Raw genomic sequence first — 26,160 nt, 5'->3', positions numbered from 1 at the left:
TAGCGCTGGCGAGTAGCCCGCACCTGGTGCGCCGGTCTCACGGGTGAACCGGGGCACATGTACTCGGCGGGGGAACCCCGCTAAGGGGGCGTCACCGACTACATTGCGGGGGTATGAACAGGCGGATCATTGCGACATGCACGGTGTTGTTGGTTACAACTGCGGGGCTGTACAGCTGCACGCCCAAGCCGTCCACTGCAAACCCTGTCGTGGAAGAATTCGCCCAAGCTCTTAGCGACGAAGATTACGAGGCTGCAGCACAGCTCACGGATCAGCCAGAAATTGCGCTGGCCCAGCTCCAGCAATCTGCCCAGGGGTTGCAGGCGGAAGGCATCGAGGCGTCAGTGACCGGTGTGGACAATGCGGATACGCTCGCCACGGGGCATCTCGAAATGACGTGGGAATTGCCCCGCGACCGTGAGTTTTCCTACCAAGGAGAGGTCAGCCTTAACAAGGTGAATAAGAAGTGGGTGATCCGGTGGGTCCCGGCTGCCATTCATCCCACTTTGGGTACCAATCAGCACCTGGAGCTGCGCCCCATCGAGGCTCAGCGGGCCTCTGTTGTCACGCAGGATGGGGTAGAGATCCTCGTGCCGGGGGTGAAGCACCGGATTGTGGTGGATAAGTCCGAGACAACGAGCATTCCCGGGACGGTGACGAAGATTTCCACCGTCCTCACCGAGCTCGGCCAGCCGCCTCTCGCCGTGGCCGAGGTGGCGCGCAACATCGCGGAGACTGACGGAGTGTATTCCGTCGCGACGGTCCCGCAAGAGGTGGGCGAGGCGGTCAAGCAGCAGCTGGCAGGGGTGTCTGGCGTAACAATTAACGATGAGGCTGCGCTTGTGCGCCCCCTGCCGGATTTCGCGCCCGAGCTCGTCAGCGCCGTGGAGAAAGAGGTAACCGAGAAGGTCGAGGGGACCAACGGCTGGAAAGTGGTGACGGCGAACAATGACGGTGCCGTCATCGACACGCTCGATTCGCACGACCCGCAGCTCCAAGCCGCGGTGAGCGTCTCCCTTGACCACAAGGTTCAGGAGGCGGCCCAGGCCGCCGTGGACAGGCGGCCCGAGATGAAGGTCATGCTCGTTGCCATGCGGCCGTCGGACGGGGCGATCCTCGGCATTGCGCAGACCAAGAAGGCCGATGAGGATGGCAACCTGGCCCTCATGGGACTGTTCCCTCCGGGATCGTCGTTCAAGATCATCACCGCGATGACGGGAATGAATAGCCAGGGGCTCGTTCCCGGGTCAACCGTCCCGTGCCCCGGAACGATGGAGTTAGGCACGCGCATTGTCACCAACTACAACTCGTTTTCGCGCGGCATGACGAGCCTCACCGACGCGTTTGCCTCCTCATGCAACACGACCTTTGCGGATATCTCCTACCGCCTTGCCCCCGGCGAGTTGAAGCAGATGGGGCAGCGGTTCGGGCTGGGGGTGGACTACATAGTTCCGGGCCTCCAAACGGTGACAGGTTCGGTACCGGAGGGTGAGGAGCCGCTCGACCGCATCGATGCCGGTTACGGCCAGGGAGATGATTTGGTCAGCCCGTTTGGCATGGCACTCGTGTCCTCCACGGCCGCACACGGCTCCACACCCGTCCCGTGGCTTATCGGTGGGCTAGAAACAGAGGTGAAAAACCCGGCGGAGCCTCCCTCCCCGGAGCAGATCGCCGCTCTCCAGGGCCTCATGCGGGCGGTGGTCACGCAGGGCACGGCACGCGGAATGCAGGCCGGTGGGGAGATTCACGCCAAGACCGGTGAGGCCGAGTTCGCCGGAGGCTCGCACGCCTGGTTCACCGGGTACCGTGATGACCTCGCCTTCGCCACCCTCATCGTCGGTGGCGGTGGGTCTGAATCAGCCACCGCGGTCACCGACGCGTTCTTCACGGAACTCGACCGCCCCTCGTAGCCCCTCACTGCGCAGTCGGTGCTCTTGCACCGACCGCTTGTGCTTGGTCGGCTCCGCTGACTGCGCATGTGGGGCGTCGATAGCGACGGCTCTTTAGACGAGGTTGATGTGGAGGGTGTCCCTCACCCAGGTGACCACAGCATCGGCAGCCGTGCCGAGCAGCGCAGCGATGCCGCCAAGGGTCGCCAGCACGCCGGCGATGAAGCCTCCGATCACCCCGCCGACGATGGCCCCGGTGTCAGTCTGTGAGCTTGTCGACGTCTGGCCCTCGCCGTTTTCTTCACCCGTATCGGTGCCCTTGCCGTCACCGTTGTCGGAGGCGCGGGCGGTGAGCCACTGGTCGGGACCGAGCGGGTGATCGACGATGCGGACCTCGCCGATGGAGCCGAACCAAGGATCGACGGGCTTGCCGTCATCCATGGATGTACCCATGATCCACGTCGATTCACCGCCCAAACCAATGGGCCCGTAGCCATCGCGGAGGATGGGGGCGCCGTCAATGTACATGTTGACGGAGGCGGTCTTCGGATCGTTAACTATCGCCACGTGCATCCACTGGCCTGTGGGAACCTCGTGCGACCAGTTGGAAAAGCCCTCGTTGTTGGCGCCGTGCGACCAGTAACGGATCTCCCGCAGGTTGGACACGCCGAGCATCTGGGCCGGGTCAGTGTCGCCGTTGGAAGGATCCGCGTCCGTGACGCGCCCGCGGCGCATGAGCGCGTTGGACCAACCGTTATCGTCGCCGTTGAAGGCCCCGTCGAGCTTGACAAAGGCCTCCAGCGTGTAGCCCTCGGGGAAGTGCTCAGAGTTGATAGTTGCCCCGGTGGCTGTCTCGAAGAAGTTAACATCCAGCTTGCCAATGGGTTTCTTCCACGCCAGTGAACCGGAGTCGCTGGAAAGCGGGTGCTTGTCCGAGCTGAAAGTGATATCGTCCGTCACTCCGCCCTGCAGGGGTGCCCGGGTCATGTCGTTGGAGCCGGCGATGTCGGGAATGACGGTGCCAACCGGCGCCACCGCACCGTCGGCAAGCTGGGTGCCACGGTAGGTGGCCTTGCCCGGCCGCCAGTGAACCACGGTCCCCTCAACATGGACGTAGTCGTTATCGTTCTTCGGCTTGTCGGCCTCCGTGATGATGTAGGGCGTGTAGCCTGCCGAGACGATGGCGCGGGCCGTGGCTGCGTAGTCGGGGTCATTCTTGTCGCCCTCCTTCCACTTCGGGGCAAAGCCCGCGAACCACTCGGAGAAGTTGAGCGGCACGGTGTAGGAATCACCGGCACCCTCAGGCAACAGGTGATCAAATTGGGTGAGTTTCACCTGGTCCTTCTTTTGCACCCACGGGGAAAGCGCCGTCATATCCAGCTCGTTGCCCGTGAGGTCAAACTGGAGGAGCCCCATGAGGCCATTGCCGCCGAGGTAGGCCATCTGGTAATCCTGCAAGATGGTGACCACATCGTGGCCGTAGTTGTTCTTCAGCACCGAGTAACCTGCGCTGTGGTGGTGGCCCGCGATGGTAAGGAAGATCTGGTCATTGCGGGCGATGAAGCTATCCCACAGGTGCTGGCCGTACTCCGGCGTCAGCCCGATGTTGCCTTCTCCATCGATGTTGGAGATCTCATGCGAGGTGACGATAACCGGCAGCGTGGGGTTCTCGTCGATAACCTTCTGCGCCCACGCGAGGGTTTCATCGGGGGCGCGGAACCCGAGCGCGAAGAGGAGGTAGCGTTGGCCCTCGGCCTCAAAGATGTGGTATTCACTTTCTACGTCCTGGCCGTCCACCTGGCCCACAGTCCGTCCGCCGAAGGTGGAGTTCTCCTTCGCCCGGTCCTCGCCAAAGTGCTGAGTGAACGCGCTCGTCGCACCGTCCATTCTCAGATCGTGGTTGCCCGGCAGAATGGAGTAGTCCATCTTGCCGTCTTCAAGAACCTTCATCGCCTTGTCCGCCACATCCCATTGATCGGCAACGTCGGACTCATCGACCACATCGCCCAAGTGCGAGGTGAACGGGATATTGAGTGCCTTGGCGTTGTCCACAACAAAGTGTGTCTGGAATTCAAACGGGTTGGAACCGTACCTATCGGCAAACATCGAGCCGCCCGAGGGGGCGTCGTACCGTGAATAGAACTGCGTATCCGGAAGGATCGCGAGCGTAAAGCGGGACCCGAGTGCGTCGTCTGCCTGGGCACAGGGAACGAGAGCCAGGGTGAGAGCCGACACCGTGACCGCGGATGCAACGCGGGTGAAGACGCGGTTGCGCATACTTATGACCTCCAATTTTGCCTCATGATGTGTGCGCCGGTGCTTGCGTTCTGGCCCATGGCAGCACCGTGCCTTTCGAAAGGGCAGGAAACGAAGCTGGCCGGAACGTTTCCATCGAGTTACGTACGTATGACCGGCAGGGGAGCAGAACATGAACTTTAAGAAGACCTGCAAGTATCAACATTCGACGCGACCGCGTACCATGAAGCACATGGAAAAACGCGCACAAAAACCAGGAAAAATCGGTCCCATCCGGAAAGTCCCGAAGGACATTGAGCGCCCAGAGTACGTGTGGAAGGACGAGGTTCAAGAGGCCATCGGCGAGCCCTACGTGCAGACACCGGAAGTCATCGAGGCGATGAGGGAATCCTCCAAGATCGCCGCCAACGCCCTCAAGGTCGCCGGCGAAGCGGTCAAGCCCGGTGTCACCACCGACGAGCTGGACCGCATCGCCCACGAGTATATGTGCGATCACGGTGCCTACCCCAGCTGTCTTGGCTACCGCGGCTTTAAAAAGTCCGTGTGCACCTCGGTCAACGAGATCGTCTGCCACGGCATTCCGGACTCCACCGTTTTGCAGGAAGGCGACATTTGTAACATCGACGTCACTGCCTTCAAAAACGGCGTCCACGGCGACACCAACGCCACCTTCCTCGTCGGAGAGGTAGCCCCCGAGGTGAAAGACCTTGTTGAGCGCACCAAGGAAGCTATGATGCGTGGCATCAAGGTGGCCAAGCCAGGCCGTGAGGTCAACGTCATCGGCCGCGTCATTGAGACCTACGCAAAACGCTTCGGCTACTCCGTCGTCACCGACTTCACCGGCCACGGCGTTGGCCCCACCTTTCACAACGGCCTCGTTGTTCTCCACTACGATTCGCAGGTGTACCGCGACATCCTCGAGCCCGGCATGACGCTTACCATTGAGCCGATGCTCAACCTCGGTGGGCTTGACTACCGCATCTGGGACGACGGATGGACGGTGCAGAACACCGACCTCAGCTACTCGGCACAGTTCGAGCACACCCTTGTCATTACCGAGGACGGCAACGAGATCCTCACCATCCCGGACTAAAAACCGGCAGTGAACCCGAGCCGGAAATAACGGCGGGCCGGGGGTACCAACAAGCAAGAAAGGACGACAAGTGAGCGCCGTACTGATCTGTGGAACCACCTCCGATGCCGGGAAATCCGTGCTGGTCGCGGGGCTGTGCCGAGCGATCGCGCGCCGGGGTATCTCGGTGGCCCCGTTCAAGGCGCAAAACATGTCCAACAACTCCGCCGTGTGTCCCACAGGTGGGGAGATTGGGCGTGCGCAAGCCCTCCAGGCCTTCGCCAGTGGGCTGGAGCCAAGCGTGGAATTCAACCCTATCCTGCTCAAACCGGGCTCTGACCGGCGCTCGCAGGTCGTGGTGCTCGGCCACGCCGAAGGCGACGTGGGGGCGAAGGACTACTTTGGCCATCGGACGCGCATGCGCGAGATCGCAGCCGCATCGCTGAAAAACCTGGAAAAGAAGTATGACATCATCGTGTGCGAGGGGGCAGGGTCGCCTGCGGAGACGAATCTTCGTGCCACCGACGTGGCCAACTTCGGCCTCGCTGAGGCCTGTGACCTTGATGTGTACGTGGTTGGGGATATCGACAGGGGAGGAGTGCTCGCGCACCTGTTTGGTACGTACCATATTGTGGACAAGGCAGATCAGCAGCGCATTAAGGGTTTCATCATCAACAAGTTTCGGGGCGATCCCGATATTCTGAAACCGGGGCTCGACGATCTGGAGGCCCGCACCGGCGTGCCCACCATCGGCATCCTGCCGTTCATCCACGGCCTGTGGATCGACGCGGAAGATTCGCTGCAATCTGCAGAAGGGCGCATTGTCGGCAACGCGGCCACAGTGGCGCCAGGGGAACGTGCGCTCAGCGTGGCAGCCGTTCGGCTGCCCCGGGTGAGCAATGCCACCGATGTGGAGGCGCTCGCAGTCGAGCCAGCCACCACCGTGCAGTGGACGAGTGACCCGGGGCTCGTGCGCTCTGCTGACCTCGTCGTGGTGCCCGGATCCAAGGCAACGGTGTCTGATCTGGAATGGATGCGCAGCAACGGCATTGCTGAGGCGCTTTCGCACCGCACAAGTCCTATCCTTGCCATCTGTGGCGGGTACCAGATGCTCGGCACGACGATCAGCGACGATGTGGAGTCCCACAGCGGGGTGGTTAACGGCCTGGGCCTGTTTGATATGGATATCCGCTTCCACCCGGAGAAGACGCTGAAGCGGTGGACGGATGGAACCTATGAGATCCACCACGGTCGGGTTACCCGCAGCGGCGATCCCACCTGGCTTGACGGCGAGGGATCCCATGTCGGTAACGTGTGGGGGACGCACCGCCACGGCATCATGGATAACGACGAGCGCAGGAAGGACTTCCTGGAAGAGGTATTCGAACTTCCTCGGTCCTCCGCTTCGTCTGCCGGAGAGCGGTTAAAGCAGGTGGATCTCCTCGCTGATGCGGTGGAGGAGCACCTTGACGTGGACTCCTTCATCGACCGCTACAGCGGGCGGACCACGGCGTAGAGGCCAGCTCCGTCGAGTGGAGAGTAGAAAATAGAGAGCGGGCGTGGGTGCCCGCTTTCTTACTCGGTTGCTATGCGTTACCGGAACTGTCTGACACTTTCATCCACCTCTGGGGATCACCGACGCCGCGATGCCACAGCACCCACAAGGGGATTGTCACGAGGATGACAACGAAGAAAATCGTTCCGAAGTTTGCAGCGGGAGACCAGCTCGCTCCGAACACCTGCACGAGCGCTGCAAAGGACACCATGGTTGTGGTGCCCACAACACCCATGACCTGCAGCGCCGAGGCGACAAACCCGGTCTGCTGTGCCGAGGCGAGGCCGAGGGTGACGGAGTTGAGGCGCGGGTAGATGAAGCCCATGCCACCGGATGCGGTGCCCCAACCCAGAACGGTCACCAGCCAGTGCCACTGGAATATGGCGGTGCCAAAGCACAGGAGAACGCCGATTACCATGATGGTGAACCCGGTGCGGAAAACCTGCGGGGTGGGGATGGATTCACCGAAGCGAGATTGCGTTTCAGAGCCCGCGAACCACAGCAAGCCGGAGGCCGTGAGCGCCAGACCAGTCAGCGTGGGCCCCAGCCCGTACACCTGGGCGAGGAGCAACGGGATGTAGATCTCCACGGTGAAGAAAGTATCCATGAGACCGCGGGTGACGATGAGCCGCGGAATGCCATGGCGGGCGCGGATGGTGCCCTGCGGAACGAGGGGCAGCAACGAGAAGAACATGATCGCGAGGCCCACGACGACGAGGATGGCGCAGAGGGCCGGCGAGACCTGGGAGGATGCGTTGAAGATCGATGTGCCTGTTGCCAGGCACAACGCGGCGATGAGCATTTTTGCGCTCTTGCCGGAGGATTCACCCCGCTGAGCCTCCATGCCGGCAGTGGCCTTCACCACGATGAACAGGGACCCGATGAGCAAAATGGCGATGAATGCAAACACTGCATGCCACGTGAACCACACGGTGAGCAGGCCTGCGAGACCTGGTCCGATGAGGGAGGGGACGACGTAGGCACCCGCAAACGCGGAAAAGACCGCTGGACGAAGCCGGGGTGGGTAGACGACGGCGATGATCGCGTAGATGGCCACTATGAGTCCGCCGACACCGATCCCCTGCACGGCGCGGGAGAACAGGAATACAGCCATGTTGGGCGCGAAGATGGCCAGGATCAGGCCCGCGATGAGGATGATGGCCGAGCCGATGATGGAGGCCCGCGCGCCAAGCTTATCGGTAACGATCCCGCCGAGAACCATGCCGACAATGGAGGTGGCGTAGGTGGCGACGAACGTCAGTGAGTAGGCGTTGACGGAGCCGAGATCGGCCACGATGCGTGGCATGATCGCGGTGACGGCGGTTTGATCGAATGCACTGGCCACCATCAACACGATGAGACCGATAGTCATCCACGAGTACGGCCGGTGGTAGATTCCGCCACCGGAACGTGCCCCGTCCTTCCTAGAAATGGACAGGCCACGCCCGTTGCGTCGGAGGTCACGTCCGGTGGGAAGGCGAAGGAGGCGTTTCCTGCCACGGGCCAACCGTGCCTTGCGCACTTTTGTCGATTCGCTCTCCAGCAAGCGGGCCTTCTCCCGCTCCATCGCCGAGGCTGACCGCACTGACGACGAGCCGCTCGATTGGCTCGCGGGCGTCGTGTCCGTCGCGGGCTCGGGGCCCTCGTTCCCCGTGTGTTGCGTGCTCTCGTCTGCCACCGATTGTCCTCCCATCGTGCGTGTCGTGTGCTTTTCACTTCCGATACTATTCCGATTTTCCGCCAGCGCAGAAACTTCCAGCAACCCTGCTACAGAAAACAGAATTGCAGTGGCCGGTCAAGGCAGCTCTCCGACCCCTTGGGGAAGGAATTAGTCCAGGCCGAGCAGCGCGTTTTCCACCACCTCTGGCAACGCCGGGTGGATCCAATACTGGTTGTGTGCGAGCTCCTTGTAGCCGATATCCCACACAAGACCGGTGATAAACGTTTGAATGAGCGTGGTGGCTTGCGGACCAATTAGGTGCGCGCCGAGGAGTTTCCCAGTGGAGGAGTCACCGATGACCTTGACCAGGCCGGTCGTATCTTCCATCGCCCAGCCGAATGCCACATCGCCGTACTTTTGCACCTTCACCGTTACTGTGTCGCACCTGTTGCGCGCCTCTTCCTCGGTGAGGCCCACGGTAGCGATCTGAGGATGAGTAAAGATGCCTGCCGGGACGACATCGTGCGGGTACTCCTTGAGATCATCCGGGTGAAGAACGTTGTGAGCGACGGCCTTCGCCTCCGCGTTGGCGACGTGTTTGAGCTGGAACGTGTTGGAGGCATCACCCAGGGCCCACACACCCTCCGCGGAGGTGCGACCATACTTGTCCACGGTGATAAGCCCGCGTTCGTGTTTGATTCCTGCTGCCTCCAGGTTCAGGAGGTCACCGTTGGGTCGCCTGCCCGTCGCGGCGAGGAACACATCGGCGGTCACGGTAGTGCCGTCGTCAAGGACTGCAGTGATGGAGCCATCGGCACCCGTAGACAGGGATTCGATAGTGTGCCCCAGGTGCAGATCCCAGCGGGAGGCGGCAATCTCGTTAAACCGATCGCGGATATCCGCGTCGAGGTTCTTCAGCAGCTTCTCAGACCTGTTGATGATGCTCACCTTGGTGCCCAAGGCCGAAAAGACATGTGCAAACTCTGCTGCGATCACTCCACCGCCCTGGATAATCATGGACGCAGGCAGCTTCTCCATCCGCATGATGTCTTTATTGGTGTAGTAGCGGATGCCGGAGTTCTTCACCACGTCGAGCACGTTGGTGCGGGCTCCGGTGGCCAGGATGATGGTGTCGCCGGTGATTGTCCATTCCGTGGGGCCTTGGCCGGTGGCAAGGGTGCGGGGGCCAACAAAGCGAGCGTGCTGGTCAAAAACCGTGATGTTCGGGGTTTCATCACCCCGGCGGTACGCCTCACCGCCCGCGGCGATCGGGTCAATGCGCTTGCCAAAAACGCGCTCCTGCACGTCCGCCCAGTCGACGGAATCGTACGATGTGGTGAGACTCAGCGCGGAGGAATCGCTGGCCTCCAGTGCGCGGTCTGCAGCATAGACGAACATCTTGGTGGGAATACACCCCACGTTGAGGCAGGTGCCACCGAAGCGGTCTTCTTCAACGATGGCGATGGACAGATCGTCGAACCTGTCGTCGGGGATCATATTGCCGCTGCCCGTGCCTACGATGATGAGGTCAAAATGGGCCGTGCTTGTCATAGTGTCCACTCACTCTTTCTGTCTTGTCCACGCTCCCCATGACGAATATTCAGTCATGGTGCCACTAGGAATCAAGTCTACGAGATGAGTTCTCCCTCTGCCGTGGGGAAGTCGAACCGCAACTCGGGAGACAACCGTGTGGAGAACCACCAGTTGCGCGTCGACAAGCAAAGCCAAGGCAGGGAGGGTGCGCCACAGTGGTGGCGAATGAGAGGCGCGCCTTGAGGTACGGCGCGACGGGAGAAGAACGCTACGCCTGCAGGGCGCGAAGCCAGTCGAGTGTAAGCTCGAAAGCTTTCTTGCGCGGTGTGGGAAGCGACAGGAAAATATCGTGCCGTGCGCTTTCGATCTCCCGCAGGTCAACGGACGGGCCAAGCTTGGGTGCGTACGCGGCCACATCGTGCACGTTGAGAACAGCATCGGCAGTATCGGTAGCCGCCGAATACGGCTTATTCAGCCACGATTTAGCTGAGCTCAACACCAAGATAGGCAGGTCGCAGTGCACCTTTCCGTGTTGAATTGTGTCCTGGTAAGCCATGACGGTTGCAATGAACCCCCAGTAGACCGGGTGGCCCTCGACCGGTTTCATGGTCTCGTCAAACTCCCACTCGCCGTAGTGCGACTTACTCACGGACTTGCCGTAGGCAGACAGGCCGCCGCCGGGGGCTTTAATCTCCGTCATGGGGCTCACCCGCGACATGACGAGAGATGCCAGCTTCGCGCCGACCACGAGCGCCGGGTTGTACTGCATGCCGAGCCACGGGCTGTTGAGGATGAGTCCAGACAGCCTCGAAGCAAAGGGGAAATCGCCCTGTGCCGTGTGCTGAACATGGTCCACCCACAGCGGGAGAATGAGGCCACCGGTGGAGTGTCCCATGGGGATGAGGGAATCGTGGTGTGCGCAGATGATCGAGGCTGCCGCGGAAATCTCCTCAAAGTGGAAGGAAAGATCAGACACGTAGTGCCAGGTTTGGCCGGGGCGGTGCGAGCGGCCACACTTGCGCAGATCAAGACCGTAAAAAGCGAAGCCTTGATCTGTAAAAAACTCTGCCTCGTGAGTCTGGAAGAAGTAATCAGACAGGCCGTGAACGTAGAGGATCGCCGGACGCTCGTGCAACTGGCTTTCCGTCACCCCACCGGGGAGATGCCGGACGAGAGTCGCTACGATCTCACCTTCGCCATCTGGATCGTCGGCAAGCGGGATCGTTACCTGCTGAAAATCGGGGCCGAGGAGATCCTCTACCCAGTGGGGGGCGGCCACGTCATCGCTGAGATGTGCAGCCTCCGAACCGTGCTGTTCCCTCTTTTCTCCTGTCATGGGTGCAAGCATATTCCATTGCACCCCGCACGACCGGCATAACCCAGGGATAACTCGAGGCGCGCTGCCGGCGTGCGGCGTGCGTGCGTCGGGCGAGGCGGTAAACGTAGGGGAAACGGCCCCGGTAGCGCGAAGGCGTGATCAGCACAAAAACCTATGCTAGAAGTAAGAAACCGGGGGCCACACGCGGTGCCGCGGTGCGCCAAGTGTGAGATGGGGAACAAATTGCGCGGATGCGTGGCCGATAGTGAGGTAAGCAACGGTCGCATTCGCAACGTGAAATCATTCACCTCTATACACCCAATTAGGGGCAATAACGTGCCAATTTGGGGTCTCACTCACATAACCAGAACCCTGTGGGTGAGAGGTGGGGGTACACTCTGAAGCAACCGAAAGCACACACCTCGCACTCCAGTTCGGTACATAGTTGGAGTGTGTTGTAGCTATGTGGAGTGGCGTTCCATGCGGGGAAACTGAAGCTTCTGCGGGGCCGAACAGGTTGCGCGGGTAGGCCTCAGCTGCCGTAAACGGGACGTTGCCGGATGGTCTCCGGATTCCGTGTCGCACAGTTTCGGCCCCAGGGTGAGCTTGGGGACGGCGCGCCGGGTAGCGGTGCTTTCGACGGCGTGCGTTGATCATTTACGAGATGCAGGAAGTGGTTCTATATATGTTAGGTAACAAACTCCCGAAGAAAGTCAGTGACGAAGCAGATGTTGTCCTGATCGGCGGGGGCATTATGAGCGCCACTCTTGGTGCCATGATTCACGCCCTCGAGCCGGAATGGTCGCAGATTCTTTTCGAGCGCCTGGATGCGCCGGCTCAGGAGTCATCATCCCCGTGGAATAATGCGGGTACCGGCCACTCCGCGCTGTGCGAGCTGAACTACACCCCGGAGGTCAACGGCCGGATTGACGTGACCAAGGCGGTGACCATCAACGAGAAGTTCCAGCAGTCGCGTCAGTTCTGGTCTCATCAGGTGGAAACCGGAGTTCTCAAGGACCCCCGTGGATTCATCAACCCGGTCCCGCACGTGTCCTTCGCTCAGGGGCAAGAGCAAGTTGACTTCCTTCACAAGCGCTACGACACGCTGGTCAAGCACCCGCTGTTCCCGGGGATGCAGTTCTCGGACGATAAAGAGGTGTTCTCCGAGAAGTTGCCACTGATGGCCAAGGGCCGTAACTTCAACCACGAGCCGGTGGCCATCAGCTGGACGAAGATCGGTACGGATATTAACTACGGAAACCTGACCAAGCAGTTCCTTAACCACTCCGTTGAGCAGGGCACGCAGGTCTACTACGGGCACGAGGTGTTCAACCTGCGCAAGGATGGAACCGGCTGGAAAGTGTACGTAAAGAACATCCACACCGGCGACCAAAAGTGCGTGCACGCACACTTCGTGTTCGTGGGGGCTGGCGGTTATGCTCTTCCGCTACTCATGAAGTCCGGTATTCCGGAGATCCGCGGTTTCGGTGGATTCCCTGTCGGCGGCCAGTGGCTGCGCTGCACCAACCCCGAAATCGTGGAGCAGCACGAAGCAAAGGTCTACGGAAAGGCAAAGATCGGTGCACCGCCGATGTCTGTCCCGCACCTCGATACTCGCGTTATTGATGGCGAGCGCAGCTTGCTGTTCGGCCCGTACGCTGGGTGGACCCCGAAGTTCCTGAAGAAGGGCTCGTGGCTGGATCTTCCAAAGTCCTTCCGTCCTACCAACCTGTTCTCCATGCTGTCCGTTGGCGTCCAAGAAATGCCACTGACCAAGTACCTCATCGAAGAGGTACTCAAGGATCAAGACGATCGGATTGAGGCTCTCCGCGAGTACATGCCGACTGCCAAGGCGGAGGATTGGGAGCTCGTTGAGGCCGGGCAGCGTGTCCAGGTCATCGCCCCGGTGGTAGGCCCGAGCTTTGGTAAATTGCAGTTCGGCACGCAGCTTATCTACCACTCCGATGGTACGATTGCTGGTGTTTTGGGTGCGTCCCCGGGCGCGTCCATCACCCCGTCTATCATGATTGAGCTGTTGGAGCACTGCTTCGGCGATCACATGATTGAGTGGGGCGACAAGATCAAGGAAATGATCCCATCCTATGGTGTCCGTTTGACCAGCAACGTCGACCTGTTCAACGAGCAGTGGGAAAGGACACAGAAGACTCTCGAACTGGAGGACTAAACCCCGATGATCAACACCCTCTATCCGTTTACTGCTGTTGTTGGTCAGGATCAGCTCAAACTTGCGCTAATCTTGACTGCGATCAGCCCTCGGATTGGGGGTGTTGTTGTGCGCGGGGAAAAAGGCACCGCCAAAACTACGACCGCCCGTGGTTTTGCCGCGCTCATGCCTCAGGGGCAGCTGGTCAACCTTCCGTTGGGGGCGACGGAAGATCGCGTTGTTGGTTCCCTCGATCTGGAGAAGGTGCTCACCACGGGGCACGCGGAGTTTCGGCCCGGTTTGTTGAGTGAGGCCAACGGCGGCATTCTGTACGTCGACGAGGTTAACCTCCTCAGCGACCACCTTGTCGATATTCTCCTCGATGCCGCTGCAACCGGTCGCGTGACCGTGGAGAGAGACTCCATTTCTCACACTGAGCAGGCCCAATTTGTGCTGGTGGGAACGATGAATCCGGAGGAAGGGGAGCTGCGTCCTCAGCTGCTGGATCGCTTCGGATTGGCCGTTGATGTGGTGGCCTCCCACGACGTGGGTCAACGCGTTGATGTCATCCGGCGCCGGATGGAATTTGAGAGTGACCCCGAGCGATTTGTTGCGCAGTTCTGTGACGAGGAGAACGCGGTTTCGGCCGCGCTCGTCCGCGCGCAGGAAATCGTGGACGAGCTCGACTTAACAACGAACAATTTCCAACGCATTGCGATTGTCTGTGCGGGATTCGATGTCGACGGAATGCGAGCCGATCTTGTTATCGCCCGCGCAGCAGCAGCTCATGCCGCGTGGCGGTTGGCTCGTGCTGAGGCTGAGGGCGCTGCCAACCACAAGGAGCGGGGAATCACCGATGAGGATATTCGCGTGGCGGCCGAGCTTGCTCTCCCGCACCGCATGCGACGCAACCCCTTTGATAGCCCGGAGATGGATGAAGAAAAGCTCGATGAGCTTATGAATCAGCCGCTTCCGGAGGACCCGGGCGATGACGAGGACACGCCGCAGGCAGAAGACGAAAATAACGCCGAGCAAGCCGAAACGGATGAACAGCAGGTGGATGCGGAGCCGCAAGGCGAAAATTTGCAGGACGGCGGCGCCGGGGACACAACCGATAACCGATCGTCAGATAACGGTGCCCCAACACCGCCCGCTGCCAGCGCAGATTCGTTACCGTCGGCGTCGGCAGAGGACCCGGTGGACACCTCTACAACTGCTCCTCTGGCGAACAAGGAGGACCGCGCCGTTCAGGGCGCGCCCTTTCGTCCCTAGCCTCGTCACCAAGCAGGGTATGGGAGAAGGTGGCCCGCTGGGGCGTCGTTCTCGCTCCTACTCGCACCGAGGAGAGGCAGTGCGTCCGGCACCGCTGGGGCAGGGGCACGGTCTGCACCTACTGGGAACGCTTGTCGCGGCTGCGGAAAGAGGCGCGCATGTAGATGAGAGCGGGGTGGACTTTGAGCCTCGTGATCTGCGCGGCGCGATTCGCCTGGGGACGGAGGCTAACCTCGTTGTTTTCGTCGTCGACGCGTCGGGTTCGGTAGCTGCGCACGACCGGTTGAAGGCGGTCAGCGGTGCGTGTGTGTCGATTCTGCAGGATGCGTACCGGCGCCGTGACAAGGTTGCCGTGATCAGCGTGCGTGGCAAGAAGCCAACCGTTCTTGTCCCCCCGACGAGGTCAGTGGAGATAGCTAAGGAGCGCATCGCGAACGCGCGCATCGGCGGGAAGACCCCGCTCGCTGCGGGGTTGGAATGCGCCTATCGGATGGTTGAGCGAGAGGTGTTCAAAGCGCCGGGGCTTCGTTCGATCGCCATAGTTCTCACTGACGGGCGGGCAACGGATGGCTTGCGCCGAGTGAAGAAGGTGGGGCGTGCGTTCGCCGACCGCAGCGATACGGGGAGTCTCGTCATTGATTGTGAGACGGGGCGCGGGAGGGTCCGGCTGAACCTAGCCCACGATGTCGCTCACGCCATGAATGCTCCGGTGGTGTCCCTAACGGAGTTTGAAAGCGCAGCGACGAATTCCGTCCGAGCATTCTCGGTGTAAATGTAGTGTAAAACACAATTGGGGGTGATATTGTGGTTGAGAGATACCCCTGAAACCTGGGTTTAATGTAATAACCTTCAGCATTGAACCTTGCAGGGGGCGAGCATTCCGGCAATGGTCGGACCATATATTGAAACCCGGGGGCTAAGTTTTCCATTCGAAGGTGGGGGGGATGGAAACCTGTGAAATGAAAATATTCGGAAAAATAAGAAACGCCTGAGAAACTAAGGATTGATTGAATTCTTCCGTTAGGTGGATAAAAACCCTGCGCGTAGCACATTTTATGAACGTGGCAAGTTGTGAGAATCTAAGAAATTTTGATAGAGTTAATGTTAAAGCTAAGGAGTGGGTCAGGAATCTTAGAGAAGGTCCTTTAAGGGGCGTTCTCACGACGCTTTTGTTGCCCGAAGGCACAACCATGCGGTTGTGTCTTCGGGCCTGAAATGTGTGGCTGAGATTTTCTCAGATGAATGATCGTCACGTGTTGCCTGGCATGCTTCTCACGGCGAATCTGCCCCTAGAATGGCGGTATGAAGAAACAGTGAGTGGCTATAGCTGTAACGCGTGGTACATGAGTAGGTAAAAATTCAAGGAAAGGGCACTCGAGTGAGTTTCATAGTCCCCGTCATGCGCTTCGATGACGAACTCGATGAGGCGATTGACTTCTACGACCGTGCATTTTACAACGCTCGAGTAGAGAAGGTGTACCACTACCCAAGTGATCCGGACACCTGTGGCCTGTTGCACGAACACCCGGAGGTCGCTGGCCAAACGATGGGCGCCAAGCTGACCATCGGTAACTCCATCCTCTATTTCATCAACGCTCCTGTCCCAGTGGATACCGATGAGTCTGTCTCTTTCATCGCGAATTTTCAGGGAATCGATGATCCGCAGATGTATCACCGCGCCGAAGAAACGTGGGAGAAACTGTGCGATGGGGGAGAGGTTCTCGTCGACTTTGAATCCTTCCCCGGCGGCCGCAGTGCCGGCATCGTCAGGGATCGCTACGGCGTGACCTGGGAGATCATGGTCACCATTTCAGATGGTAAGAAGCGTCAATTCCTTGTCCCCTCCATCGCTTTCGGGGGACAATACCAAAACCAAGCTTCCGAAGCCGTCGATTTCTACACTGAGGTGTTCCCCGAGCACATTGTCGATGAAACACTGTGTTACCCAGAAGATGATGGACTTGTAACGAAGAAATCATTGTTGTTCTGCGCCGTGCAAGTTCTGGGGCAGTGCTTTGTGTTCCAAGACGCGGGTGTTCCTACCGAGTCCTCTCCCCGGCGCTCGACGGTGTTCGCCATCTTCTGTAAGGACCAGGAAGAGATCGACACTCTGTGGGATCAACTCGCCGCCAATGAAGAGCCCAGTGGATTCCCGGGGTTATGCACAGACAAGTACGGCATCAACTGGATGGTTGTTCCTGATCACATGGCCTCCAAGGCGGAAGACGGGCCGACGATGGAAAAACTCTGGTCCATGGAAAAAATCGAGTTGGCCGACCTGTAGAGCTACGCCTATCGTTTCCTTTCGGAACCGTATGAAGCGTGAGAATAGGTAAATAGGAAAACGCGACATGGGAGCAGTCAGTGCTTTGATGTCGCGTTTTTCCTTGTGTCCAGCACTGGCATCTTCCTCACTGACGTTTCCTTTTCACCTTCACGTGTGGCCCGTGTTTCAATACGGGCCGTCATGAGCAAGCCGGGCGTGTGGTGTCTGCTTCAGCTGCGTCTACGATGGGAGTATGCCTCAAGGACATGTAGATTCTCGCGCCTTGCCCAACGATGGGCTTACTACCCGCCAACGCCGGCAACTGCCGGTCACTGCTGTGTTCACCGGTGATGGGAAGGGGAAATCCACGGCAGCGTTTGGGATGGCGCTGCGCGCGTACAACCAAAAATTTTCCATCGGCGTGTTTCAGTTTGTGAAATCACCCAAGTGGAAAGTGGGGGAGGAGGCCGTTTTTACCACCCTCGCCGGGCTCGAGGGCGCCCCCGCCGTGGAGTGGCACAAGATGGGGCAGGGCTGGAGCTGGATTAAGAAGAAGTCCGACGGCATCGACCCCGCCGAGGCGGCCAAGCAGGGCTGGGACGAGGTGAAGCGACGGCTTGCCAACGAGACCCACGATTTTTACCTGCTGGACGAGTTCACCTACCCCATCGAGTGGGGATGGATCGACATCGACGATGTCTGCCACACCTTGACCCATCGCCCAGGGACGCAGCACGTGGTGATGACAGGCAGGCGTGCCCACCCGCGGCTTATCGAGGTGGCCGACCTGGTCACAGAGATGCGGAAAATAAAGCATCCCATGGATGAGGGGCGCAAGGGGCAGAAGGGCATCGAGTGGTAAGCGCGAATCCTCTGGTCACCACGGCCGTTGGTGGCGGACGGGCATCTCATTCGTCCCCGACTCTCGTTCCTGGCGTGGTCATCGCCGGTAGCGGTAGTGGCACTGGGAAGACGACCGTGGCCACGGGGCTCATGGCGGCGCTGGCGAAAGACCGCACGGTGGCGCCATTTAAGGTCGGACCGGACTTCATCGACCCCTCGTATCACGCGATTGCCACTGGCCGGCCGGGGCGAAATCTCGACTCGTTCCTGTGTGGGCGCGAGCTTATCGGGCCTCTGTACGCCCACGGTTGTGCGGGGGCGGAGATCTCCGTCGTTGAGGGGGTTATGGGGCTTTTCGACGGTCGAATAGCCACCCGCTCCCCGGAACCGGGCGACCGGGAACCTGGTGAGGCGCGGTTCCCGGGGTCCACAGCGGAAATCGCTGGTCTCATCGGGCTCCCCATTGTCCTCGTGCTCGGCGTCAGGGGCGTGAGTGCCACGGCGGGGGCCATCATCCATGGCCTGTCTACCTTCGATCCCGGTGTCCACGTCGCCGGAGTCATCCTCAACAATGTGGGCAGTACCAGACACGTGGCGGCCTGCACACGCGCTATCGAGGAGACAGGAATCCCTGTTGTGGGAGCGATTCCGCGGGTGAAAGACATCGCTGTGCCGTCACGCCACCTGGGGCTAATCACAGCTGAGGAATCCGGTGCTGCCGCAGAGCAAGCGGTCGCGCGAATGGGTGAGATAGTAGCAAACAATGTGGACCTCGACGCGCTGACGGGGCTTTCCTCTGTCTCGTACTCCGGCCCCGCGTGGAGCCCCACGGTGGACTCCCCAGTACACGGCCGAGTGCGTATCGCTCTCGCCGCTGGACCCGCTTTCACCTTTGTGTACTCGGAGTTGCCAGAGGTCCTCGAGGCCGCCGGGGCGCAGGTGATTCCCTTCGATCCTCTCACTGAGCAACTACCAAAGTGCGACGGGCTTATCATCCCCGGTGGTTTCCCGGAGGAGCACGTGGAACCCCTGAGCGCGAACACGCGGTTGCTGCACCACATCCACGACGAGGCCGCCCGCGGGATGCCCGTGTATGCAGAGTGCGCCGGCCTCCTCACACTGTGCGCGAGCCTCGATGGCAAACCAATGGCCGGGGTGATTCCCCGGAACGCTTCCATGACTGGCCGGTTGACGTTGGGGTATAGGCAGGCGCACGCGGAGAGCGAGAGCGTACTCTTTGCCGCCGGAGAGACCGTAGCTGGCCACGAATTTCACCACACGAGCCTTGTCCCCCAGGAGAACACCTCCGCTGTGGCGCGGACGAGCGATGCTGTGTCCCCAGCGTGGGGCTGGGAAACCTGGCAAGGTGATCGTGTAACCGAGGGGTTTGTCACACGCAACGTGCACGCAAGTTACCTGCACACACACCCTGCGGCAACAAAGAATAACCTGGGGAGGTTCGTGTCGGCCTGCTGGCGGTTCGGTCACTTGGCAGGAAGCTAATACACTGGATTCTTATGAAACACAGTGAGCACGAGGGCGTGGATGGTGCCCGCGGAGAATACGTGACCGAGTTCCGCCCCACACCCGGGATGGTTTTCCTCATCGGCGGCGGGCCGGGTGCCGCAGATCTCATCACGTTGAGGGGGCTAAAGGCGCTGGAAGCAGCCGATGTTATTCTCACGGACCACCTCGGGCCGTCGAGTGTGTTGGACGAGCTCATCGATACCACTGACAAGCAGGTGGTGGACGTGTCCAAACTTCCGTACGGGCGCAAAGTATCGCAGGAAAAGACCAATGAGATGCTCGTCGATTTCGCCCGCGAGGGGAAGATAGTCGCGCGCCTCAAAGGTGGCGATCCGTTCGTTTTTGGTCGCGGGTTCGAAGAGGTCCAGGTGCTCACGCAGGCGGGGATCAGCGTGCACGTCATCCCTGGGGTGACCTCAGCGATTTCCGTTCCGGCGGCCGCCGGAGTCCCCATCACGCAGCGCGGATTGGTACACAGCTTTACCGTCATTTCCGGCCACCTGCCACCCGGCCATGAGAAGTCGCTCAATGATTGGGCGGCGCTTGCGTGCACCGGTGGTACCCTGGCCGTCATCATGGGTGTGAAAAACGCACCAGCGATTGCCGCGAGCCTTATCGCCAACGGCCGGCCCGAAACCACCCCGGTGGCACTTATTGAGGAGGGCACGACCGACCGGCAGCGGTCCTTCCGGTGCCAGCTCGGGGAGCTGGGGTCCGTGATTGAGGCCAACGGCGTTCGCCCGCCCGCCGTCTACGTGATTGGAGAAGTCGCAGGTCTATGAGTCAATCGCAGCGCGTCGCCTACTCAGTAACCGGCTCGGCGTACGGCTGGCCGCTCATCGTGTTGTGTGCACTCCAACTCATGGTTGTGCTCGACGGGACAGTGGTCAACCTCGCTCTTGCACGTATTCAGCAGGACTTGGGGCTTACCGACGAACTCCGCAGCTGGGTGGTTACAGCGTACGCGCTGGCCTACGGTGGGCTGCTCCTGCTGGGCGGGCGCATCGGCGACGTGTTCGGCAGGAAGAAAGTGTTCCTCCTCGGCGTGGGGTTATTCACCCTCGCCTCTCTCGCGTGTGGCGTGACCACGAGCGCGGAGCTCCTTCTTGCCGCCAGGGTAGTGCAGGGGCTCGGCGCCGCGATCGCCTCGCCCACCGCGATGGCACTGCTCGTTGTCACTTTTGCCCCTGGTAAGGCACGCAACCAGGCGTTTTCTGTATTCGCCATGATGACGGGCTTAGGCTCGGTGCTCGGCTTGGTCATCGGTGGGGCCTTGACTCAGGCCTCCTGGCGGTGGATTTTCCTCATTAACGTTCCAATCGGCGTGCTCATCCTGCTGCTGGGTACCCGTCACCTGCGTCACGTGGGAGAGACTGCAAAGATGTCTCTTGATGTGCGGGGAGCGGTGCTCGCCACCGGTGCCTCCACGCTCCTCGTATTCGGACTGACCGCCGGTGGCAGCGGTGCCTCGCCACTCATCGTCGCGGCCCTTATCCTCGGCGTGATCGTTCTCGTTGCGTTCTTCCTCTCTCAGCGAAACGCCACCCACCCTGTTTTGCCTTTGAGCATGTTTGCCAACCGTTCGCGGGCCGCGGTGTTCGTGTGCCTGCTGCTCGTCGGCGCGCTCATGATGGCGATGACGGTGCAGGTGGCGCTCTTTGTGCAGGAGGTCCTGCAGTACACTCCGCTGCAGGCGGGGCTCGCGTTTATCCCGTTCGCGTTCGCCCTGGGTGCGGGCTCCGCACTGGCCGGCAAAGTCGCTGAAACGGTGGCACCGCGCTACATCGCTGCGGTGGGCGGTGCAATTCTCATCGGCGGCTTTGTTTACGGCTCCACCCTCGATACGAGCGCGTCGTACTGGCCCGATCTCCTCATTCCCATACTCATCATCGGTGCGGGAATCGGCATCGTCCTCATCCCGCTCACCCTGTCCGTCGTCGCCGGGGTGACCCCAGACGAAGTGGGGCCTCTGACAGCCACCTCGCTTGTGTGCCAAACGCTCGGTGGCCCGCTGGGGCTCGCCGGCGTGACGGCTTTCTCCGAGCGTGTTGCCCGCAGCGCTCTGGGCGACCCAGGTTTCGAGTCCCTCGACCGCAGCCTGCTTAACAACGTAGAGCGCGACGCGTTGGGAGCGGGATACACAGATTCGCTGCTCATCTGCGCGACACTAGCAGCACTTGTGGTGATCATCTGCCTCACTCTCGTGCGGTTCACGCCCGAGGACATCCGGGAAGGCAAGGTGGCCGAGGAGCTCGCCAACCAGGGCTAGTGGGAAGAAATCCGTCGCTAGAGGGTAATGTCTATACCCATGATTACTCGTTTGTCCACCCTCTTTCTCCGCACCCTGCGTGAGGACCCCGCTGATGCGGAAGTGCCATCCCACAAGCTGCTCGTCCGGGCAGGATACATTCGTCGCGTCGCCCCCGGCGTGTACACCTGGCTACCCCTCGGGCTGCGCGTCCTGCGCAAGATCGAAGGCATCGTCCGTGAGGAGATGAACGCCATCGGCGGCCAGGAGCTGCAATTCCCCGCTCTGTTGCCACGCGAGCCCTACGAGCTCACGCACCGCTGGACGGAGTACGGCAACTCCCTCTTCCGTTTGAAGGATCGCAAGGGCAATGACATGCTCCTCGGCCCCACCCACGAGGAAATGTTCACCCAGGTAGTTAAGGACATGTACTCCTCGTACAAGGACTTCCCGGTTCTCTTGTACCAGATCCAGACCAAGTACCGCGACGAGGAGCGTCCCCGTGCCGGCATCCTGCGCGGGCGCGAGTTTGTTATGAAGGATTCGTACTCCTTCAACATGGACGACGAGGGGCTCGCCGAGACGTACCGCCAGCACCGCCAGGCCTACCAGAACATCTTCAACCGCCTCGGCCTCGAATACGTCATTTGCCAGGCAACCTCGGGTGCCATGGGCGGCTCCGCCTCGGAGGAATTCCTGGCGGTGAGTCCTAACGGCGAGGATACATTCGTCCAATCCACGGACAAGACCTACGCCGCCAACGTGGAAGCAGTGGTGACTCCTCCCGCGCCCACCCGGCCCATTGAGGGGCAGCCGGAGGCCGTCATGCACGAGACGCCGGCGGCGGAGACCATCGATGCCCTCGTCGAGTGGGCCAACAACGAAGGCATCACTGTCGACGGCCACGCGGTTACCGGCGCAGATACGTTGAAGTGCATCGTGGTCAAGGTGGCAAAGCCTGGCGAAGAGCCGCAGCTGACCGCTGTGGTCCTCCCCGGCGACCGCGAGGTGGACATGGGTCGCCTCGAGGCGGCACTCGAACCATCGACCGTGGAGCTCGCCTCCGACGAGGACTTTGCTAACAGCGACTTCCTGGTCAAGGGCTATGTGGGGCCGGCCAGCTTTAACCAACAGGGGCTGACGGTTCTGGCCGATCCGCGCGTGGCCGAGGGCACCTCCTGGATCACCGGCGCCGATGTGCTCCAGCACCACGTTGTCGGCTGTGTGGCAGGGCGCGATTTCACCATCGACGGCTACATCGAGGCCGCCGAGGTACGCGAGGGCGACCCGGCGCCGGAGGGCAAGGGCACGCTCACGCTGCAGCGCGGCATCGAGATTGGCCACATTTTCCAGCTGGGCCGCAAGTACACCACGGCGATGGACGTACAAATTCTGGATGAGAACGGCAAGCGTTCCATTCCCACCATGGGCTCGTACGGCATCGGTGTGTCCCGTGCCATGGCCGTGGTGGTGGAGCAGAACTACGACGAGAAGGGCCTTGTGTGGCCGGTCGCCGTCGCCCCGTACCACGTCCACGTGGTGGTGGCTAACAAGGACAAGGCCGCCCAGGAGGCCGCCGAGGAGCTCGTGCGCGAGCTCGACACCGCCGGCATTGAGGTGCTGTACGACGATCGCCCCAAGGTGAGCCCCGGCGTGAAGTTCAAGGACGCCGAGCTGCTCGGCATCCCCTACACGGTGGTGCTCGGCCGCGCCTTCAAGGACGGCGAGATCGAGTTCCGTGTTCGCGCGGGCGAGACCTCCACCATCCCCGTGGATGGCGCGCTCGACCACATCGTGAAGACGGTGAAGGACGCGCTCACTAACAAGTAATCGCGTGGGCGGGCACGCGCAGTAAGCCCACGGTGTCCACCGTGTCCACGGTGGACACCGTATGAATTGTGTCCACGATGTCTACTGTGGCCACCTTATCCATATTGTGTCCACGGTGACGACCGTGGACACACTCCTCATGAGGTGAGCTGAGAACTAAGGCGCTCCCTGTGGGGAGCGTCTTGCTGTTAGCCGCGGTTGTGGCTGTTTTCCTGGCTGTAGGTGGTGAGGTGGGCGATGATGGGGTCGAAGTGTGCCTTCATGGCCTTCACGCAGGCTGCCTCGTCGCGGGATTCAAGCGCATCGACGATTGCACGGTGTCTCTGGGCGTGGGCGAACTGCTGCTTGCGGATGGTGGATTCAAACGGCACGCGAATATAAGCGTCGAAAAGCGCGGAGACAAGCGGAGCGTACAGGGCGTTGCCCAGCCTCTCGTAGAGGGCGACATGGAACTCGCGGTCGGTATCCGTGGTGACGTAGCCGGCGTGTTGCTCCGCATCCATGCGGGCGATGATGACCCTCAGCTCAGCGACGTTTTGTTCGTCCGCGTGGCAGGCGATCCTCACAAGACTCGTTTCCAACACCGAGCGCAGCTGAACCATGTCCCGCAGCGTGGAGTAGCCATCGTCGGCATCCCGTTGGGAGGCGAAGATGAGTTGGGTGGTGAGGGCCTCCAGGTTGATGTCATTGACAAAGGTACCGGAGCCCCGCTTGATGGAGACAAAGCCGAGCGCCTCCATCACCTTGAGGGCTTCCCGCACAGCGGAACGCGATGCGCCGGTGAGCTCAATGAGCTTGGACTCCGGGGGGATCGGCTCGCCAGCCTTGATGCCTTCCCGTAGAATATAGTCAGTGATCATCGTTCGCACCTGCTGCGTCCGGGACGGAACCCGAGGGTGGGTGCTACGACCAGCAGCGCCGAGTGTGGCGTTCATCGAAACTCTCCTTTGTCCGGGAGGGACTCGATTCGCCGTACACAGGGCCGAATACGCGGGGAGACAACACATTTCTCACCGCGAGCTTCGGGCTGAATCCGAGCCCATACATGATTCAAATATAAGCCATTGAGGGGGCTATATCCAACGCCTCACGCCTGTGGCAGGCCGGCCTCCTGCGGGGACATGCCTGCGGCCGTGATGAACGGCAGCGCGCGTTGCGCCGCCAGCCCGGCGGCACGAACGCACAGCTCGCGCCATGCGGGATCCTCTGCGGTGGAGGCAAGCTCGAGCCACATGCGGGTGGACTCCACCTCGGCAGTGACCGCGAACTGAAGCGCGGTGGGCTGGTCCACGGGGGTTACCTGCGGGGTGGAGTATCCGGCTGCGGCACCGGGGGTGGCATCGTGCACCAGTTCCTCCAGCAGGTGCTCGAGGTCCTCGTGGGCCCGTGCGGCCGCGACCATGGTATTTCCGCTATCCGGCGTGGCGAACGCGGCGGCGGTGGTAAGCCCGTACTGCGCCGCTTCCTGCCAGGCCAGGGCCCGGTTCAGTGACTGCTTGTCATTCGCGCCGAGTGTCACCTCACTTGAACAGCCACGAAGTGAGGGAAGCTGATCTGTCACAGGGATGCTTTGGTCTAGGGCGAGGCTCGGGATGTTGGGATTGGCCGCTGCCGCCTGGACGTAGAGCTGCGCGATGAGCGGGCGAGAGGATTCGTCCACCTGCGAGAGGCCGGTGAGAAGCGCGTTACGGGCGTCCTCCTCGGTGCTGGCGACCTGCTGGGACACCGCTACCGCGACCTTGGCGCAGGTGGTTGCGTCGATGGTGTACTCAGGAAGTGGCGGCTGAGGGAGCTTCTTTGCCGTGCGCTCGTGGTCTGAGCGGACCTCCAACGTACCCGGGTCCACCGTGTACTCGCAGCTGGACGGCGTTTCACCGTCGCGGGTGACACCGCACAGGCGGACAGCCTCGCCGTGGAGCTGCGTGGCGATGTCCGACCACTGGGCCGTGCCGTTTCCTGCGGCGACAGCGGTGGCGGTGCGCTCCAATCCGACGAGCGTCGCGTCCGGCACCGGGCCAGACACGAGGGAACAGCCACTGGCCGTAACGGCGACAATGCTGAAGGTAGCAAGAGCAGGGATCAAAGAACGCACGGGAGACACAGTGGAAAAGAGTACCTGTTCCACAATCCACGGACTAATAGTGTCCCCGGGGCAGCAACCGGTACCATCGACGGTATGGCACTTCCATCTGAACAAACTCTGCACGATATCGCGGCCGAGATCGGCACCCCGTGGGGAATTTTCCCGCTGCGGGTAAAGACCACTCTGGCCGGGGCGAAATCGACGGTGACCGTTGTAGTGGACTCCGAGAAGGAGCCAGACATCGACGCGGTGGGGGAGTTCTCCACTGCCTTGTCCCAGGAATTTGATGCCCGTGAAGAACGCGGGGAGCTGGACTTCGGTGCCGGGTACAACCTGGAAGTGACCACCCCAGGAATCGATGAACCGCTGGTGAAGCCATACCAGTGGGCGCGCAACCAGGGGCGCCTCGCAGCCATCACGCTCACCGATGGAACGACAGAAACGGTGCGTATTGGCAGCATGAGCCCAGATGGCGAGCGCCTCGCCGTGGTCTATTCCCAGGGCCCCAAGGGGAATAAGAAGGCGGCAAAGAAGATCGTGAATTTACGCGATATCGCCCGGGCCGTGGTAGAAATTGAGTTTAACGGGGCGCCGAAAAACGAGGCCGCTCTGTCCGCCGAACCATTCGAGGAGTAGCACGTGCC

General features: G+C 60.9%; 19 protein-coding genes. 13 read left to right on the top strand and 6 right to left on the bottom strand.

Annotated features, from left to right (window positions below; all coding sequences use genetic code 11):
* Positions 1 to 113: 113 nt before the first annotated feature.
* Positions 114 to 1,910 (top strand): penicillin-binding transpeptidase domain-containing protein, encoded by a 1,797-nt coding sequence (locus HMPREF1219_RS04120; RefSeq protein WP_016459246.1) that lies wholly within the window; start codon positions 114 to 116, stop codon positions 1,908 to 1,910.
* A 93-nt stretch (positions 1,911 to 2,003) separates the two neighbouring features.
* Here HMPREF1219_RS04120 and HMPREF1219_RS04115 read toward each other — a convergent pair whose 3' ends face one another.
* Entirely contained in the window at positions 2,004 to 4,166 is a 2,163-nt protein-coding gene (locus HMPREF1219_RS04115; protein ID WP_016459245.1) for a LamG-like jellyroll fold domain-containing protein, read from the bottom strand.
* Positions 4,167 to 4,368: 202 nt separating this feature from the next.
* On the opposite strand from HMPREF1219_RS04115, the gene map reads away from it, so the two are divergent.
* Together map and HMPREF1219_RS04105 are read left to right on the top strand one after the other, a co-directional pair.
* Positions 4,369 to 5,238: a type I methionyl aminopeptidase gene (gene map / locus HMPREF1219_RS04110; protein ID WP_040426873.1), complete on the top strand. Its 870-nt coding sequence runs from the start codon at positions 4,369 to 4,371 to the stop codon at positions 5,236 to 5,238.
* Positions 5,239 to 5,308: 70 nt separating this feature from the next.
* Positions 5,309 to 6,733: a cobyric acid synthase gene (locus tag HMPREF1219_RS04105; RefSeq protein ID WP_016459243.1), complete on the top strand. Its 1,425-nt coding sequence runs from the start codon at positions 5,309 to 5,311 to the stop codon at positions 6,731 to 6,733.
* A gap of 70 nt (positions 6,734 to 6,803) precedes the next feature.
* On the opposite strand, the gene HMPREF1219_RS04100 is transcribed toward HMPREF1219_RS04105, so the two are convergent.
* From HMPREF1219_RS04100 to HMPREF1219_RS04090, 3 genes are all read right to left on the bottom strand, one after another.
* Positions 6,804 to 8,450 (bottom strand): MFS transporter, encoded by a 1,647-nt coding sequence (locus HMPREF1219_RS04100; RefSeq protein ID WP_016459242.1) that lies wholly within the window; start codon positions 8,448 to 8,450, stop codon positions 6,804 to 6,806.
* A 150-nt stretch (positions 8,451 to 8,600) separates the two neighbouring features.
* Positions 8,601 to 9,983 (bottom strand): mycothione reductase, encoded by a 1,383-nt coding sequence (gene mtr, locus HMPREF1219_RS04095; protein WP_016459241.1) that lies wholly within the window; start codon positions 9,981 to 9,983, stop codon positions 8,601 to 8,603.
* 250 nt (positions 9,984 to 10,233) lie between these two features.
* On the bottom strand, positions 10,234 to 11,301 hold the full coding sequence (locus tag HMPREF1219_RS04090; protein WP_016459240.1) for an alpha/beta hydrolase: 1,068 nt from the start codon (positions 11,299 to 11,301) through the stop codon (positions 10,234 to 10,236).
* 667 nt (positions 11,302 to 11,968) lie between these two features.
* Between HMPREF1219_RS04090 and mqo the strand changes: the two genes are divergently transcribed.
* From mqo to HMPREF1219_RS04045, 9 genes are all read left to right on the top strand, one after another.
* Positions 11,969 to 13,468 (top strand): malate dehydrogenase (quinone), encoded by a 1,500-nt coding sequence (mqo, locus tag HMPREF1219_RS04085; protein WP_016459239.1) that lies wholly within the window; start codon positions 11,969 to 11,971, stop codon positions 13,466 to 13,468.
* Positions 13,469 to 13,474: 6 nt separating this feature from the next.
* Positions 13,475 to 14,719: a magnesium chelatase ATPase subunit I gene (locus HMPREF1219_RS04080; protein WP_016459238.1), complete on the top strand. Its 1,245-nt coding sequence runs from the start codon at positions 13,475 to 13,477 to the stop codon at positions 14,717 to 14,719.
* 19 nt (positions 14,720 to 14,738) lie between these two features.
* Positions 14,739 to 15,491 carry a VWA domain-containing protein gene (locus tag HMPREF1219_RS04075; RefSeq protein WP_040426868.1) on the top strand — a complete coding sequence of 251 codons (753 nt, stop codon included), beginning with the start codon at positions 14,739 to 14,741 and terminating at the stop codon, positions 15,489 to 15,491.
* Positions 15,492 to 16,097: 606 nt separating this feature from the next.
* Positions 16,098 to 17,003, top strand: coding sequence for a VOC family protein (locus HMPREF1219_RS04070; protein WP_016459236.1), 906 nt, complete (start codon positions 16,098 to 16,100; stop codon positions 17,001 to 17,003).
* A 235-nt stretch (positions 17,004 to 17,238) separates the two neighbouring features.
* On the top strand, positions 17,239 to 17,847 hold the full coding sequence (gene cobO / locus HMPREF1219_RS04065; RefSeq protein WP_040426864.1) for a cob(I)yrinic acid a,c-diamide adenosyltransferase: 609 nt from the start codon (positions 17,239 to 17,241) through the stop codon (positions 17,845 to 17,847).
* Between the two features lie 11 nt (positions 17,848 to 17,858).
* Positions 17,859 to 19,331, top strand: coding sequence for a cobyrinic acid a,c-diamide synthase CobB (locus HMPREF1219_RS04060; protein ID WP_051120511.1), 1,473 nt, complete (start codon positions 17,859 to 17,861; stop codon positions 19,329 to 19,331).
* A 14-nt stretch (positions 19,332 to 19,345) separates the two neighbouring features.
* On the top strand, positions 19,346 to 20,137 hold the full coding sequence (cobA, locus tag HMPREF1219_RS04055; protein ID WP_016459233.1) for a uroporphyrinogen-III C-methyltransferase: 792 nt from the start codon (positions 19,346 to 19,348) through the stop codon (positions 20,135 to 20,137).
* Positions 20,134 to 21,624, top strand: coding sequence for an MFS transporter (locus tag HMPREF1219_RS04050; RefSeq protein WP_016459232.1), 1,491 nt, complete (start codon positions 20,134 to 20,136; stop codon positions 21,622 to 21,624). The genes cobA and HMPREF1219_RS04050 overlap by 4 nt, the downstream gene beginning before the upstream one ends.
* 39 nt (positions 21,625 to 21,663) lie before the next feature.
* Positions 21,664 to 23,433 (top strand): proline--tRNA ligase, encoded by a 1,770-nt coding sequence (locus HMPREF1219_RS04045; RefSeq protein WP_016459231.1) that lies wholly within the window; start codon positions 21,664 to 21,666, stop codon positions 23,431 to 23,433.
* 188 nt (positions 23,434 to 23,621) lie between these two features.
* On the opposite strand, the gene HMPREF1219_RS04040 is transcribed toward HMPREF1219_RS04045, so the two are convergent.
* Entirely contained in the window at positions 23,622 to 24,368 is a 747-nt protein-coding gene (locus tag HMPREF1219_RS04040) for a FadR/GntR family transcriptional regulator (RefSeq protein WP_016459229.1), read from the bottom strand.
* 152 nt (positions 24,369 to 24,520) lie between these two features.
* Entirely contained in the window at positions 24,521 to 25,525 is a 1,005-nt protein-coding gene (locus tag HMPREF1219_RS04035) for a DUF4439 domain-containing protein (protein WP_051120476.1), read from the bottom strand.
* Between the two features lie 84 nt (positions 25,526 to 25,609).
* On the opposite strand from HMPREF1219_RS04035, the gene HMPREF1219_RS04030 reads away from it, so the two are divergent.
* On the top strand, positions 25,610 to 26,152 hold the full coding sequence (locus HMPREF1219_RS04030; RefSeq protein ID WP_016459227.1) for a ribosome assembly cofactor RimP: 543 nt from the start codon (positions 25,610 to 25,612) through the stop codon (positions 26,150 to 26,152).
* Positions 26,153 to 26,160 lie beyond the last annotated feature (8 nt).

It is taken from the genome of Corynebacterium pyruviciproducens ATCC BAA-1742 (assembly GCF_000411375.1).
In the GTDB taxonomy this organism is placed as follows: Bacteria; Actinomycetota; Actinomycetes; order Mycobacteriales; family Mycobacteriaceae; genus Corynebacterium; species Corynebacterium pyruviciproducens.
The sequence above is the reverse complement of the archived record's forward strand: the minus strand, read 5'-3'. Positions and strand labels throughout refer to the sequence as shown.

Bases quoted from the DNA above. Each gene is read 5' to 3' on its own strand.
- HMPREF1219_RS04120 (WP_016459246.1), top strand. From the start codon at position 114: ATGAACAGGCGGATCATTGCGACATGCACGGTGTTGTTGGTTACAACT.
- HMPREF1219_RS04115 (WP_016459245.1), bottom strand. From the start codon at position 4,166: ATGCGCAACCGCGTCTTCACCCGCGTTGCATCCGCGGTCACGGTGTCG.
- map (WP_040426873.1), top strand. From the start codon at position 4,369: ATGAAGCACATGGAAAAACGCGCACAAAAACCAGGAAAAATCGGTCCC.
- mtr (WP_016459241.1), bottom strand. From the start codon at position 9,983: ATGACAAGCACGGCCCATTTTGACCTCATCATCGTAGGCACGGGCAGC.
- HMPREF1219_RS04090 (WP_016459240.1), bottom strand. From the start codon at position 11,301: ATGACAGGAGAAAAGAGGGAACAGCACGGTTCGGAGGCTGCACATCTC.
- mqo (WP_016459239.1), top strand. From the start codon at position 11,969: ATGTTAGGTAACAAACTCCCGAAGAAAGTCAGTGACGAAGCAGATGTT.
- HMPREF1219_RS04080 (WP_016459238.1), top strand. From the start codon at position 13,475: ATGATCAACACCCTCTATCCGTTTACTGCTGTTGTTGGTCAGGATCAG.
- HMPREF1219_RS04075 (WP_040426868.1), top strand. From the start codon at position 14,739: ATGGGAGAAGGTGGCCCGCTGGGGCGTCGTTCTCGCTCCTACTCGCAC.
- cobO (WP_040426864.1), top strand. From the start codon at position 17,239: ATGCCTCAAGGACATGTAGATTCTCGCGCCTTGCCCAACGATGGGCTT.
- cobA (WP_016459233.1), top strand. From the start codon at position 19,346: ATGAAACACAGTGAGCACGAGGGCGTGGATGGTGCCCGCGGAGAATAC.
- HMPREF1219_RS04050 (WP_016459232.1), top strand. From the start codon at position 20,134: ATGAGTCAATCGCAGCGCGTCGCCTACTCAGTAACCGGCTCGGCGTAC.
- HMPREF1219_RS04045 (WP_016459231.1), top strand. From the start codon at position 21,664: ATGATTACTCGTTTGTCCACCCTCTTTCTCCGCACCCTGCGTGAGGAC.
- HMPREF1219_RS04040 (WP_016459229.1), bottom strand. From the start codon at position 24,368: ATGAACGCCACACTCGGCGCTGCTGGTCGTAGCACCCACCCTCGGGTT.
- HMPREF1219_RS04030 (WP_016459227.1), top strand. From the start codon at position 25,610: ATGGCACTTCCATCTGAACAAACTCTGCACGATATCGCGGCCGAGATC.